This is a genomic window from Micromonospora sp. NPDC047134 (assembly GCF_040643455.1).
In the GTDB taxonomy this organism is placed as follows: domain Bacteria; phylum Actinomycetota; class Actinomycetes; order Mycobacteriales; family Micromonosporaceae; genus Micromonospora.
Genome location: NZ_JBEYUI010000020.1, coordinates 15,041 through 28,836, shown reverse-complemented (window position 1 = coordinate 28,836; position 13,796 = coordinate 15,041). Strand labels below are relative to the sequence as shown.

Annotated in this window: 9 protein-coding genes and 2 pseudogenes; 7 read left to right on the top strand and 4 right to left on the bottom strand. The window is 73.3% G+C overall.

What is annotated here, in order from left to right:
• Nucleotides 1-55 precede the first annotated feature (55 nt).
• Nucleotides 56-418: pseudogene (gene paaI / locus ABZ795_RS22115) on the top strand (hydroxyphenylacetyl-CoA thioesterase PaaI); the annotation flags it as partial.
• A gap of 726 nt (nt 419-1,144) precedes the next feature.
• Here paaI and ABZ795_RS22110 read toward each other — a convergent pair.
• Nucleotides 1,145-2,305, bottom strand: a pseudogene (locus ABZ795_RS22110) (adenylate/guanylate cyclase domain-containing protein); the annotation flags it as partial.
• Here ABZ795_RS22110 and ABZ795_RS22105 point away from each other — a divergent pair.
• From ABZ795_RS22105 to ABZ795_RS22080, 6 genes are all read left to right on the top strand, one after another.
• A complete protein-coding gene (locus ABZ795_RS22105; RefSeq protein ID WP_357531754.1) occupies nt 2,211-2,492 on the top strand; it encodes a hypothetical protein in 282 nt (93 codons plus the stop codon). The pseudogene ABZ795_RS22110 and the gene ABZ795_RS22105 sit on opposite strands and share 95 nt — an antisense overlap.
• A gap of 14 nt (nt 2,493-2,506) precedes the next feature.
• Nucleotides 2,507-5,380 carry an AAA family ATPase gene (locus ABZ795_RS22100; protein ID WP_357531691.1) on the top strand — a complete coding sequence of 958 codons (2,874 nt, stop codon included), beginning with the start codon at nt 2,507-2,509 and terminating at the stop codon, nt 5,378-5,380.
• Between the two features lie 86 nt (nt 5,381-5,466).
• Nucleotides 5,467-6,237, top strand: coding sequence for a DUF5995 family protein (locus tag ABZ795_RS22095; RefSeq protein ID WP_327025387.1), 771 nt, complete (start codon nt 5,467-5,469; stop codon nt 6,235-6,237).
• Nucleotides 6,238-6,480: 243 nt separating this feature from the next.
• On the top strand, nt 6,481-6,891 hold the full coding sequence (locus ABZ795_RS22090; protein ID WP_357531690.1) for a hypothetical protein: 411 nt from the start codon (nt 6,481-6,483) through the stop codon (nt 6,889-6,891).
• A gap of 72 nt (nt 6,892-6,963) precedes the next feature.
• Nucleotides 6,964-9,060 (top strand): amino acid transporter, encoded by a 2,097-nt coding sequence (locus tag ABZ795_RS22085; RefSeq protein WP_357531689.1) that lies wholly within the window; start codon nt 6,964-6,966, stop codon nt 9,058-9,060.
• Nucleotides 9,061-9,258: 198 nt separating this feature from the next.
• Complete coding sequence (locus ABZ795_RS22080) at nt 9,259-10,851, top strand: hypothetical protein (RefSeq protein WP_357531688.1); 1,593 nt, start codon at nt 9,259-9,261, stop codon at nt 10,849-10,851.
• A gap of 94 nt (nt 10,852-10,945) precedes the next feature.
• Here the strand turns inward: ABZ795_RS22080 and ABZ795_RS22075 are convergent, their stop codons facing one another.
• The 3 genes from ABZ795_RS22075 to ABZ795_RS22065 all read right to left on the bottom strand — a co-directional run bounded on the left by ABZ795_RS22075 (nt 10,946) and on the right by ABZ795_RS22065 (nt 13,786).
• Nucleotides 10,946-11,152 carry a hypothetical protein gene (locus ABZ795_RS22075; RefSeq protein WP_327025391.1) on the bottom strand — a complete coding sequence of 69 codons (207 nt, stop codon included), beginning with the start codon at nt 11,150-11,152 and terminating at the stop codon, nt 10,946-10,948.
• Between the two features lie 205 nt (nt 11,153-11,357).
• Nucleotides 11,358-12,221 carry a helix-hairpin-helix domain-containing protein gene (locus ABZ795_RS22070; RefSeq protein WP_357531687.1) on the bottom strand — a complete coding sequence of 288 codons (864 nt, stop codon included), beginning with the start codon at nt 12,219-12,221 and terminating at the stop codon, nt 11,358-11,360.
• Between the two features lie 215 nt (nt 12,222-12,436).
• Entirely contained in the window at nt 12,437-13,786 is a 1,350-nt protein-coding gene (locus ABZ795_RS22065; RefSeq protein WP_357531686.1) for an FAD-dependent monooxygenase, read from the bottom strand.
• Between the last annotated feature and the right edge of the window lie 10 nt (nt 13,787-13,796).

Sequence of the window (13,796 nt, the reverse complement as noted above, 5' to 3'; positions counted from 1 at the left end):
CCGACCGCACGGCCTCAGGAGTCAGGTGGAACCGCAGCGCACCGCCGCGCATGAGATGTTCGAAGCCGATGTCGCCTCGAACCGGCTCGGCATTGAGTTGATCACGGCGGCGCAGGGTGCCGCGGTGGCCCGGATGCGGATCACCCCCGAGATGGTCAATGGACACCGCATCGCCCACGGCGGCTTCGTGTTCCTGCTCGCCGACACCGCCTTCGCCCTGGCCTGCAACAGTCACGGACCGGTGACCGTGGCCGCCGGTGGCGAGATCACCTTCGTCCGCCCGGCCTTCGAGGGTGACCTGCTGCTGGCCCGTGCCACCGAGCGCACCCGGTACGGGCGCAGCGGGATCTACGACGTCACGGTGACCCGCGCGAACGGGCAGGTGGTGGCCGAGTTCCGGGGCCACAGCCGAGCCCTGGGCCCGACTGCGGTCGGCGACGACGCGTCGGTGCCGAGGCAGGACAGCGCCGGGGCGGTCGCCGGCCAGCCAGGCTGATCCACCCGGCCGGGCCGGTGCGGCACCGGCTGCCCGCGGACCACTGCCGGACCGCCACCGCCGGGCGGGGGTGGCGACCGAGGAGGGTGTCGGCCGGTACCCCTCCTCCGGCTGGTCCACGGTGGCCGTGGCGGCCCGGCGGGCGAAGGTGGCCCGCAGCCTGCGGGTCAGCCGGGCGGCGGCGACCTCACCCAGCACGGGATCGGCCAACCGGTACCCGCCGGTCGGCAGGGCCACGAGCAGCCCCGCCACGGCCAGGGCACACAGCGCCCCCTGGGCCCGCCGCACCGACCAACCCACCGTGTGCGCCAGCCGGGCCGCCGAGCGGTGGGTCGAGACGGTGGCGGCCAGCAGGGCCACCCGCAGGGGATCGTCGAGCCGGTCCAGCCGGGCGTCGACCACCCTCCGCACGCTCTCCGGTACGGCCGGGGCCGAGGTGTCGGAGTCCAGGGCCTCCACGTACGCGACCGCGTGTCCGGGGTTGCCGCCGACCAGGGGGATCAGGTGCGGGACCAGGGCGATCGGCCGTCCCGCCCGGCGCAGCAGTCGACGCAGCAGCCGGCCGGTGGTCACCGGGTCCAGGGCACGCAACCGCACCCGGGCCCGCCCGGTCACCTGCTCGGTGCCGGTCGCCACCAGCGCCAACGGCAGACCCCCGGCCGAGGCCTGGTCCAGCAGCAGATCCAGTTGGTGTCGCAGGGCCGGTGCGGCCCGGTCGAGATCGTCGACGGCCACCACCACGGGTTGTCGTCGGGCCAGGTCCAGCAGCACCTCCCGCCAGCAGGCCGCCGCCCGGGCCCCGGTGCTGCCGGCTGCCCCGGTCACCGCCTCCGCCGTAGCCGCCAGGCGCTGCGGCGACACCTGACCGTGCAGGGCGGTGGACAGGCGGTGGCGTACGGTCGCGGGGTCGTCGGTGTCCCGGACCCCGGCCAGCCCGCGCAGCAGGTCCACCACCGGGGTCAGGGGACCGTCCGGGTACGGGGGACAGGCCGTCACGCACCAGCGGATCGGCCTGCCGTCCACCGTGGTGACCCGGCGGACCAGCTCACCCAGCAACCGGCTGCGGCCGGACCCGCGCGCACCGGTCAGCAGCAGGCCCCGGGGGCCGTGTCCGCGTACCGCCCGGGTCAGGTGGTCCTGGGCGGTGGCCAGCTCCCGGACCCGGCCCAACAGGGGCACCTCGGCCGGGGGTGGGGTGGGACGCAGGGTGCCGGTGGCGTGCCAGATCTCGATCGGGGCGGCCCGGCCGGCCACGGTCACCGCCGGGGCCGGCTGCTGGGCGATCAGGCCGTGCACCGCCCGGTGGGTGGCCGGGCAGAGCGCCACCCCACCGGGAGGCGCGTACCCCTGCAACCGCGCGGCCAGGGTGGTCACCGCGCCACTGGCCACCCCGTGCCCACCGTCGTGCCGGATCCCCAGGTCCACCACCGCCTCGCCGGTGGCCACCCCTACCCGCACCCGCAGGCCGGAGGCCAGGGTGGAGCTACGGCGGTCCAGGGCCTGCTGGATCTCCAGGCCGGCCCGCACCGCCCGGTACGCCTGCCACCCGTCCCCGTGCCGTGCCCCGAACAGGGCCATCACGGCGTCGCCGACGTACTTCTCGACCGCGCCGTCCCAGCGGCGCAGTATCCGGGCGACCGTGCCGAAGTAGACCCGTTGCAGGGTGCGGATCTCCTCCGGATCAAGTCGGCCGACCAGCTCGGTGGAGCCGACGATGTCGACGAAGAGCACGGTGACGATCCGCCGCTCCTCGGTCGTCGACCAGGGCCTTCGGCTGGTCGACCCGCATACGCGGACGATGGTGGACATGGGCATCGAGACGCACCCGCCTCTCCTGCAGATGTGGGTCGACGTTGCCGGGGAGACTGCCATCGCGGGTCTGACCGGCGGATCGGCAGAACGACGTATGTCCGACCTGCGTAAACCGGTCGGTCGCAATGTGGAGGCGGGCGGTGAGCAGGCTCCCGCGGTGGTAGAGGGCGACCGGCGGCTGTGACTAGGCTGCGAGCCATGGCCAGCGACGTGGACAGCACACCGCTCGTCGGTCGGGCCGACCTGGTGGCGGCGACCCGGGCCGCGCTGCTCGACGACGTGCCGCCGGCCGGCACGGCCGCCGTCTTCCTCACCGGTGAGAGTGGGGTTGGCAAGACCCGGCTGCTGCGCGAACTCGGCCGACGGCTGGGCGAGGCGGGTGCCCTGGTGCTCACCGGCTCCTGTCTGGACATCGGCGACGCCTCGCCCCTGCACCCGCTCCGGCAGGCGTTGCGCCGCCTCGACGCCGACCTGTCCCCGGCCGCCGCCGCCTCGGTCCGGGCGCTGCTGGCGATGTTCGCCGACGAGGCCGCGGGCCCGGACGGCGCGGGGGCCCTGCTGGAGCGGGTCGCCCGAGGGCTCAGCGTGATCGCCGACGGCCGACCGGTGGTGCTGGTCCTCGACGACCTGCAATGGGTGGACCGGACCACCCGGCAGTTGCTGCTGTACCTGCTGGCCGGTCTCGGTGACCTTCAGCTGTCGGTGCTGGCGGCGGTGCGTTCGGAGTCCCTGCAGGGTGCGCATCCGCTGCGTCGGGTGCTCACCGAGCTGCGTCGGCTGCGGTCGGTGCAGGTGCTGGACCTGGCCCCGCTGGACCGGGCCGCCGCCGAGCAACTGGCCGCCGCGGTGGTGGGCCGGCCGCTGCCCCCCGAGGCGGTGGAGCGGTTGTGTCGGCGCAGCGGCGGCAACCCCTTCGTCGTCGAGGAACTGGCCCGCGATCTGCGCGACGGCCGCGACGGGCTCTCCGACACCCTGCGGGAGGTCTTCCTGGCCCGGGTGGACGCGCTGCCTCAGCCGGCGCACCGGGTCGTGCACGCGGTGTCCGTCGGGGTGGAGCCGGTCGAGCACTGGCTGCTGGCCCAGGTGCTGGGACTGCCCGAAGAGGAGCTGTTGGAGGCGGTCCGGGCCACCGTGGCCCACCGGTTGGTGGTCGGCTCCCAGGACGGCTACCGCCTGCGGCACCGCCTCGTGGCCGAGGTGCTGGAGGACGAGTTGCTGCCCGCCGAGCGGGCCGTGCTGCACCGCCGCTACGCGGAGGCCCTGACCGGGGCGCCGGGGGAGTTGCACCAGGCCCGGCTGGCCCACCACTGGCGGTTGGCCGGCGAGCCACAGCGGGCCCTGCCGGCGGCCATGGCCGCGGCCCAGGAGGCGGAGCGGCTGTACGGCTACGCGGAGGCGCACCGGCACTGGTCGGTAGCGGTGGAACTGTCCCAGGACCTGCCCGATGCCGAGCGGGCGGTGCTGTTGGGGCACGCGGCGGAAGCGGCCCACCACTGCGGTGAGTACGCCCGCGCGCTGACCCTGCTCGAACGACTGGCCGAGATCGACACCGACCGTCCCGAGTGTGAGCTGCACATCCGTCGGGCCCGTTACCTGGCCGCAGCGGGTCGCTCGGCGTTGGCCGAGGCGGAGTACCAGCGTGCCCTGGACGCCGCCGACTGCAGCCCTCGGCAGCGGGCCACGGCCGCCGCGCGCCTGGCCGAGCTGCTGCTGCAACTGGGCCGGTACGCCGACGCCGGCCAGTGGGCCAAGGAGGCGTTGAGCCTGGCCGAGCACGCCGGTCAGGCCACCACCGAGCTGGTGCTGGCCAGCATGGCGCTGGGTTTCTCCGAGGCGTACCGCCAGGATCCGGACGCCGGGTTGGCGGTGCTGCGCCGGGCCCTGGCGACCGCCGAGACCGCCGGCCGTCCGGAGGACGTCGCCCTGGCCTACCTGCATCTGGCGGAGTTGCTCACCGGGCCGCTGAACCGCCTGGAGGAGGGGGTGGTGGTGGCCCGCCGGGGCGCCGAGCGGGTGGCCGAGCTGGGGTTGGGGCGCAGCTACGCGACCCGGCTGCTGGCCATCGCCACCAACGGGCTGTTCCGGGTGGGGCAGTGGGCCGAGGCGGCGGAGGTGGTCGCCGCGGCCCTGCGGCACCGCCCCAGCGGGACCGACGCGGTGGAGTTGCTGCTGGCCCGCTGCCGTCTCTCGGTCGGCTGCGGCGACATCGAGGCGGCCGACCGGGACCTGGACGCGGTGGCCACCATGCTGGCCGGTGGGGGTGCCCGACACGTCTTTCCGCTGCTCACCCTGCGGGCCGGGCTGGCCATGTGGCAGCGCCGCCATGATGTCGCCCGGCACGCGGTGCAGCGGGGGTTGACCGAGACCCGCTCCGACGACCTGGTCATCCTCGTCGTGCTGGTCTGGCACGGCCTGCGTGCCGAGGCGGAGGCGAAGGTCGACCGGGTGCCGGTCGACGATGAGGCGGTGCGCCGGTTGCGGCAGATCGCCGACCGGGTGGCCGAGCGGAGCGAGCGCGCGGCCCAGCAGGTACGCGACGTGATCTCCGGTTATCTGGTGCTCTGCGCCGCCGAGATCAGCCGGCTGGAGGTGGCCGATCCGGACCTGTGGGCCCGGGCCGCTGCGGAGTGGGACCAGCGCAACCATCCCTATCCGGCGGCGTACGCCCGACTGCGTCAGGCGGATGCGTTGCTGACCCGTCGGCGGCGTACCGCGACCGCGGGCAAGCTGCTGCGGCAGGCGTACGAGATGGCCCAGGGGCTCGGCGCGGTGCCGTTGACCGAGGAGATCCGTACCCTGGCCGGTCGGGCCCGGGTGACCCTTGAGGATCCCGACCCGTCCCCGGCCGGGCCGGGCGACGCGGCTCTGGCCGCCCTGACCCCCCGCGAGCTGGAGGTGCTGGCCGCGATGGCCGAGGGGCTGACCAACCGGGAGATCGGCCAGCGGCTGTTCATCAGCGAACGCACCATCGGGGTGCACGTCTCGCACATCTTCGACAAGCTCCAGGTCCGGACCCGGGTGCAGGCGAGCACCAGCTACCTACGTAGTCGCGGGCAGGTCTCGGATACGTAGTTCTACTGATGTGACCGGGGTGATCCGCCTGAAAGGCTGAGCCTGGCGCCGCACGGCACCAGGGCGGCGAGCAGGGCGGAGGGGACATGAGTGAGCGGGTCTGGGGGCCGGTGCACGGGGACATCGTGGACCTGCTCGCCGACCACCCGGCGGACGTGCCGGCGGTGGTCGACCACCTGACCAAGTTGCAGGATCTGCTGGTCCGGATGCCTCCGCTGCTGGACAGTTGCCCGCTGGCCGACTTCAACAAGCTGTACCTGACCATCACCACCAGCGTGCTGGACGGCCTGTACGCCGACCGGTTCGTCGACCCGGCCTTCCTGGCCCGGCTGGACGTGGAGTTCGCCGCCCGGTACTTCGACGCGCTGCGGCTGTGGACCGAGTCCAGTCCGGGTACGCCCAAGGCCTGGTCCTGCCTGTTCGAGCGGATGCAGGGCCCGGACGCCCGCCCGCTGCCCTCGGCGGCGGCCGGAGTCAACGCCCACATCAACTTCGACTTGCCGTTCGCCCTGGTCACCACCTTCGACCACCTGGAGTCCGAGCCGGTCGACGGTAGCGACCAGCACCGCGACTACCTGGAGATCAACAAGATCTTCGCGGACAAGATCCCCAGCCTGCGTCGGGGCTACCTGGAGCGCTGGCAACTGCTGATCGACATGCTCAACGGGGAGATCGACGACTGGTACCAGGGCGAACTGATCGGCTACACCCGGGACGTCGCCTGGCGCAACGCGCAGCGGATCTGGCGGTGCCGCCACGATCCGCGCCAACACGAACGCGAACGCAAGCGGCTCGACGAGACGGCCGCCGCGCTCGGCCGGTTGCTGCTGTCGCCCCTGGGGGCGCTTCTGCAGTAGCCGGGGGGCGGGGGTCCCCGCGCCCGCCCGGTGGGGCGGAGCGCGGGGGCGGTCCGCCACCGGGACCACCGGGGGCGTGCGGGGTCGACCGGCCCGGGGGGGGTGTCGGTCGGCCCCTCACGGGTACGCCGCGACCATGACCCCTGCTTCTCGGCGCCGTCCCGCGACCCGGCCCAGGCCTCGCCCGGCCGCCCCGAACCGTCCCGCCCGCCCGGGGGACCGAGTCGGCCGGGGAGGACGCGGATGATCGGGCAGCGCTTCGGCTTCCGCTTCGATCCGCTGTGGCGACCCCTGCTGGCGCTGCTCGGGGTCCGACCCTCGACCGCCTGGGTGCAGGTCGACCCGGAGAACCTGACGGTGCGGTTCGGTCCCTGGCGGCTGCGGACCAGCCGGGACAACGTGTGGGGGGTCCGGACGACCGGCCCGTACCGCTGGTGGCGGGCCATCGGCCCGCACCTGTCGGCCTCCGACATCGGGGTCACCTTCGGCAGCAGCACCGCCCAGGGGGTCTGCGTACGGTTCGGGCGACCGGTGCCGGCCCTGCTGCCGGGCCGGTGGCTGCGGCACCCGGCGGTGACGGTGACCGTCGCGGATCCGCAGGCCCTGGCCCGGGCCCTCACCCCGGTACCCGAGGGGGGTACCGACCCGCTTTGACCGTTCCGGCGAGGTGGTGGTCGACGACCGCCTACGGTCGGGGCAGCGAGTGGGGAGAGGGCGGGCGGGGCCATGGGGGACGGGAGCAGAGGGCGGGGTGGCCGGGAACGTCGGGGCAGGGCCGCCGCCGGCACCCCTGAGCCCGCCCTGCGGGCCGCCCGCGACCCGACCCGACCGGGGGAGGGGGCCGGGCGACGGGTAGCCGTGCCCGAGCAGGTGGCGATCCGCCAGCCCGGTTCCGCCGTACCGCAGAGCCGGTTGCGTCGCTGGCTGCTCGTGCACCGGGTGCAGCCGATCGGCCCGGAGACCGCCGAGGGGCAGGCCCGGGCGCACTCCTGGTGGCGGGTGATGTGCCTGACCGGGGTCGACTACTTCTCCACCCTGTCGTACCTGCCCGGCATCGCGGCGCTGGCCGCCGGGGCGCTGTCCCCGGTGGCGACCCTGCTGATCGTGGCGCTGACCCTGTTCGGCATGCTGCCGATGTACCGCCGGGTGGCCGGGGACAGCCCGCACGGCCAAGGCTCGGTGGCCATGCTGGAACGGTTGCTGCCGTTCTGGCGGGGCAAGATCTTCGTACTGGTCCTGCTCGGCTTTGTGGCCACCTCGTGGATCATCACGATCACCCTCTCCTCGGCCGACGCCACCGTGCACATGCTGCAGAACCCCTACCTGCCGGAGGCCTTCAGCGGCAGCACGGTCGCGGTCGTGGTGACCGTGGTGCTGCTGCTGATCCTGGGCGGGGTGTTCCTGCTCGGCTTCCGGGAGGCGGTGGCGGTCGCCGTACCCCTGGTCGCGGTCTTCCTGGCGCTGAACGCGGTGATCGTGGTCGTCAGCCTGGGCGAGATCGCCGCAGATCCCCAGGTGCTGACCGAGTGGACCGGGGCGGTGACCGCCGGGGGTGGCCCGGGCCAGGTCCTGTTGACCGCGGCGTTGGCGTTTCCGCTGCTGGTGCTGGGGCTCTCCGGCTTCGAGACCGGGGTGAGCATGATGCCCCTGGTCGCCGGGGAGGGGCCGGACCCGGCGGCCCGGCTGGCCGCCCGGATCCGCAACACCCGGCGCCTGCTCACCGCCGCCGCCCTGATCATGTCGGTGTATCTGCTGTCGACCACCTTCGTCACCACCCTGCTGATCCCACCCGAGGAGTTCGCGCCGGGCGGGGCCGCCAACGGGCGGGCGCTGGCCTACCTGGCCCACGAGCAGGTCGGGGAGGCCTTCGGCACGGTGTACGACTTCAGCAGCGTGCTGATCCTGTGGTTCGCCGGGGCCTCGGCGATGGCCGGCCTGATCAACATCGTGCCGCGCTATCTGCCGTCGTACGGGATGGCTCCGGACTGGGCCCGGGCGGTCCGGCCGGTGGTCATCGTCTACACCCTGATCTGCATCGGCCTGACGGTCGTCTTCCGGGCCGACGTGGACGCCCAGGCGGGGGCGTACGCCACCGGGATCCTGGCCATGATGGTCTCCGCCGCGGTGGCGGTGGCGATCGCCGCGGTCGGTCGCCGACAGCGGGCCGTCGCCGTCGGCTTCACCCTGCTCACCCTGGTCCTGCTGTACGCGCTGGCCGAGAACGTGCTGACCAAGCCGGACGGGATCGCCATCTCGGGGCTGTTCATCCTCGGCATCATCGCGGTGTCCCTGGTGTCGCGGGTCAGCCGGACCACGGAGCTGCGGGCGGAGCGGGTGGAGTTCGACGAGGCGGCGCGGCGGTTCATCGCCGACTCGGTGGCCAACGACGGTCGGCTGCACGTGATCGCCCACAAGCGGCGCAGCGGGGCGGTCAAGGAGTACACCATCAAGGAGCGGGCCCAGCGGGGGCAGAACCCGGTGCCGGGCGCCACCGACGTGCTGTTCCTGGAGATCGACGTGGTGGACCCCTCCGATTTCCGGCACGTACTGCGGGTGCGGGGGGTCGAGGTGGGTGGCTACCGGGTGCTGCGCGCCGGCAGCCCGGCGGTGCCCAACGCCATCGCCGCGATCCTGCTGGCGCTGCGCGACGCCACCGGGGTACGCCCGCACGCGCACTTCGAGTGGTCCGAGGGCAATCCGATCGCCCACCTGCTGCGGTATCTGATTCTGGGGCGCGGGGACACCCCGCCGGTGGTCCGGGAGATCCTGCGCAAGTCCGAGCCGGACCCGGCGCGCCGCCCCGGCATCCACGTCGGCGGTTGACCGGCTGGTCCAGCTCGGTGACCGGCCGGGTCCGGGCCGATGACGGCGGATATGAAGACGAAAGGAGTACTTATTCACCTATGCCGGATTTCGACCCTTTGGGGTCGTACGTTGCCTCTGGTGGCTGTCGCGAGGTCAGCCACTCCGCGCCCGATTCGGTGCGGCCTCTGTTTCGCACACACGAGAGGCAGGAACCTCATGTCCACGTACCTTGGGGGCCGACAACCGGCCCGCCGCGGGCGGCGATCGCACTGGTCCCTGGCCGGTGGGCTGGCCGCCGGCAGCCTGGTGGCCGCGGTGGCGGGCCTCGGCGGCGCCGCCGCCTCGCCCCCCGACCGGCCCCTACCGGCCCCGGACCTGGCCCGACCGGCCGCCCTGACGGCCGACCAGGGGCCGCACCGGGACACCGAACCGGCCGACCAGGGGCCGCACCGGGACACCGAACCGGCCGAGCGGGGAGGCAGGTGGCAGCGCCCGGACAACGCCTCCCCCGAAGGCCGGAACGAGGATCCCAGCGCCCGGCCACCCGCCGCCAACGGACGGCCCGCGCGGCACAAGCCGGTGCAGGTGCCCTGTGACTCCGCCCGGCTGATCGCCGCCCTGGTCCGGGTCAACGCCGAGGGGGGCGGCCTGCTGCGGCTGACCGAGCGGTGCACCTACACCCTGACCCACGCCTTCGCGCAGCCCGACGAGTACGACGGGGGGATCCGGGACGCCCGCGAGGCGGCCGACGCCGCGGAGAACCCCGGCGACGCCGAGGCCCCGCCCCGCAACCCGGCCCACGACACCGCCGGACTGCCGGTGATCTACCACGCGATCACCATCGAGGGCTCCGGGGCGACCATCACCCGGGGGGCCCAGGCGAAGGACTTCCGCTTCTTCACCGTCCGCGACGGCGGCGAACTCACCCTGCGCGACGTGACCTTGCTCAACGGCCGGTCCAAGGCGGAGGGGGGTGCCATCCACATCGTGCACGGTGCCACCGCCGTGGTCGAAGGGGTCACGGTCGCCAACAGCACCTCCCTGTCGGCCGAGGGTGGCGGCGGGGGCATCTTCAACGACGGCAACCTGCGCATCAGCGACAGCACCCTGGTCGGCAACCGGGCCGCCGGCGCCCAGGGCAAGGGCGGGGGCCTGCTCAACGGTGGGGTGATGACCATGCACCGGACCGAGTTCCGGCGCAACAGCGCGGTCAGCTACGGCGGCGGACTGGCCAACTTCCGGGCCGCCGGGGACGTCTACTCCTCCACCTTCGTCCGCAACAACGCCGGCCAGGGCGGCGGGCTGGCCAGCTTCTCGGCGCGTACCAAGGTCTTCGACAGCCTGGTCGCCGGCAACAGCGCCGAGACCGGCGGCGGCCTGGCCAACTCCGACGCGGTGCTGGTGCTCGGGCAACTGACCGTGCGGGACAACCTGGCCACCGTCGCCGGGGGCGGCATCTCCTCCGTGCAGGGGCTGCTGCCGATCGACGACAGCGTGATCACCGGCAACATCACCCGCGGCAACGGCGGCGGGGTCTACGCCGCCAAGTCCAACCTGCTGGTACGCGGCACGGAGGTCAGGGGCAACGAGGCGGTCGGCAAGAAGTCACAGGGTGCCGGCCTCTTCATCACGGCCGGCTCCGGCTCGGTGTACCGCAGCCTGCTGGTCGACAACCGGTCCACCGTCAAGGCCGGTGGAATCCTGGCCGAGCGGGCCCGGATCAAGATCGACGATGACAGTGTCATCGTCGAGAACGGCCCCACCAACTGCCTGGGCAGCAAGGTTCTCGTGGCGTCCTGCTTCCGCTGAGCGCCACCCACGACGACGCTGCGCCCGGCCTCCCGCCGCCCCGATCCGTGACGATCGGAGGGTACGAGGCCGGACGCGGCGTCGTCGTATCCGGTCACTGCGAGGGCTCGGGCAACTCGCAGTCGACCTTCGGGTTGGCACCTACGTAGTTCAGCGGACCGGCGGCGATGGTCACCAGGATGGTGCCGACCTCGGCGCAGTTGGTCTCCTCGTCGCTGTAGTAGCCACGCTGGCCGGCCGCGATCGCACCGATGACGAGCCAGATCACCACGAGGACTCCGAATATCGACGTGCCGCGCATGACTTCCTCCACGGTCGGGGGTGATGGCCAGGGTGTCGGCCCATGTACCCAACCGCGCTCTCCGGCTAACGAGGGCGGGCCGCGACCACCACGTCGAGGCCAGCGTCGGTACGCGAAAAGCCGGTGCGGCGGCGCCGTGATTCAGCGCCGCCGCACCGGCGGTGTGGTCCTTCTTCCCGGGCGGAACGCCGGGCAGCGGGTGCCCTCAGGCGGTCGGCTCGGACTGGGCGGCCAGGATCTTCGCCTGCTGGGGCCAGGTGGGCAGGCTTGCGGTGGCCCGCAGCCCGGCCCCCTTGATGGTGTTCCGCAGCGTGTCCTCGTCCAACTCCGCCAACTGCCGGTAGGTCCGGATGCCCGCGTCGTGCAGGGCGGCGGCCATCTTCGGCCCGACCCCCTGGATGCGCCGGAAGTCGTCCCCGGCCACCGGTGCCGCGGCCTCAGGGCTCGGGCTGCTGGCCTTGGTGGCGGCCTTGCGCCGCTGCGGCGGGGCGGCCACGGCGGTGCTGACCGCCGGGGCGGCCGGCTCCGTGCCGTCCGTGCTGGCGAGAGCCGGTTCGGGGGTGTCCGTGACGGTGACCGGTTCGGCGGTGTCCGTGGCCGGGGCCGGTTCCGGTTCCGGGGTGGCGGCGGATTCCGGGGTGTCCGTGACTGCGACCGGGTCGGGGGTGTCCTCGGTGGCGGCGGACTCCGGGGCATCCGTCGTGGCGCGGGGGGCCGGGATGTCGATCGTGGCGGTCGGCTCGGGGGCGTCGATCGTGGCGATCGGCTCGGCGATCGTGGCCGTGCTGTCGGCCGGGGTGGCCTTCGAGTCGTCACTGGTCGCGGGGGAGGTGTCGGCCGCGGTGGTGGCCACCGGGTCGGCGGACACGCTGGGTGGTGGCTCCGACGACGCGAGCTGTCCGCTCGGGCTGGACTGCTCGGCCGCGGCAGGCTGGCCGGAGGCCGGGTCGGTCGTGGGGCTCGCCGAGGGGGGTTCGTCACGCCGGTTCCGCAGCACCACCCAACCCGCTGCCAGGCCGACCAGCAGCACCACGAGCAGTATCAGCCACCTGCCGAAGGAGTCGATCACGGCAAACCTCCCTGAAGTTCATGTCCGGATCGTCGCGAGAAAAACACGCCGAAGCTTCGCATACCAACGACGCGGGCGACAGGCAGGCCAGGTAACAGTCCGTATACCGGTCCACAGTGGGCTACCGGGGGTACCGAGGGAGGAACTGAGGGTGGAGAAGCGGTCGACCCCCGGTGCCCGTCCTCGGGCACCGGGGGTACGTGTCGATGTGTCGCTCAGTCCTCCTCGCCGCGATAGCTGTAGAAGTCGTCGACGAACTTGCGTCGCAGCCGGGGCACCCGGCTGGTGACCCGGAAGTATCCCCGCGCGCCGAGCAGGGCCACCCGACCGAAGACCGGCTTGTACATCCGGTCGTCCCCGCTGGTGCCGCTGCGGGCCAGCGAGTCGGCCACCCGGGCGAAGCCGTACGGCACCATCGCCGCCTCGTAGTCGGCCACCGCCTGGGTCAGGGACTTCTCCCCGGCGGCGGCCAGCATCAGTTGACGGCGCAGCAGGTTGGCGTCCCGCAGCGCGGTGTTGGCCCCCACCCCCCGGCCCGGGGTCATGGTGTGGATGGCATCTCCTAGCAGGGTCACCGTGCTGCTGTGCCAGGGCGGCACCGGTTCCGAGGTGGACACCCGGATCGGCAGAGCGCTGTCGGGGTCGGCCCGACTGAACAACTCGCGCAGGTGGGGATGCCAGTTGGTGGTCAGGTCCAGGGCCACCTGGATCAACTCCGACCCTCGGCGATCCAGCACGTCCTCCGGGAAGCGTCGGGCCGTGCTCCAGACCACCAGGTTGATGTTGTCGCGGGTGCTGTCGTGCCGCAGTCCGGGCCAGTCGGCCAGCAACGCCGCGTCGGCCGGGTCGATCTCCGGCTTGAGTCGACCCTCGGCGTCCCACTTGAACTCCATCACGTGCAGCACCCCCATCACCCCGCCGGAGCCGAAGATCAGGGTGATGCCCCGCTGTACCGCCGGGGACAGCAGGGCCCGGGTGTCGTCCGTCAGCGGAATCCGGGTGGCGATGTTGATGGTGCCGGCGTCCCGGATCACCGCGTGCGGCAGGTACTGCCGGCGTACCGCGGAATGGGTGCCGTCCGCGGCCACCAGCAGGTCACCGGTGGCGCTGCCGCCGTCGGCGAAGTGGGCGGTGACGTGGCCGTCGTCGTGCTGGTCGTAGCGGGTGAAGGTGCGGTCGAAACGCACCACGTCCTCCAGTCCGGTCAGCAGCACCTGGCGCAGGGTCATCCGCGCCACGGACCGTTCCGTGTCGACCGGATGGGTGTCCGGGCGCAGCGGGAAGGAGGCCGTGGGCCGCAACCGCTGGTCCACCACGTTGAAGTAGCGCGGGGACCGGGCGCAGGTGGCCAGGTAGACGGCGAACAGCTCCGGGGGCAGGCAGTCACGGAGCGATCGGCTGCCGGTAGGGCCGATCCCCACCCGGTAGCCGAGCAGCCCGTCCGCCCGGGTGCGGTGGCGCTCGTACACCTCGACGCTGATGCCGGCGCGACGGAGCCCGTGCGCCAGGCAGAGTCCGCCGGTGCCCGCCCCGATGATCAGGACATGCGGTGTCCGGTTGGTCATGGCGGCGCCC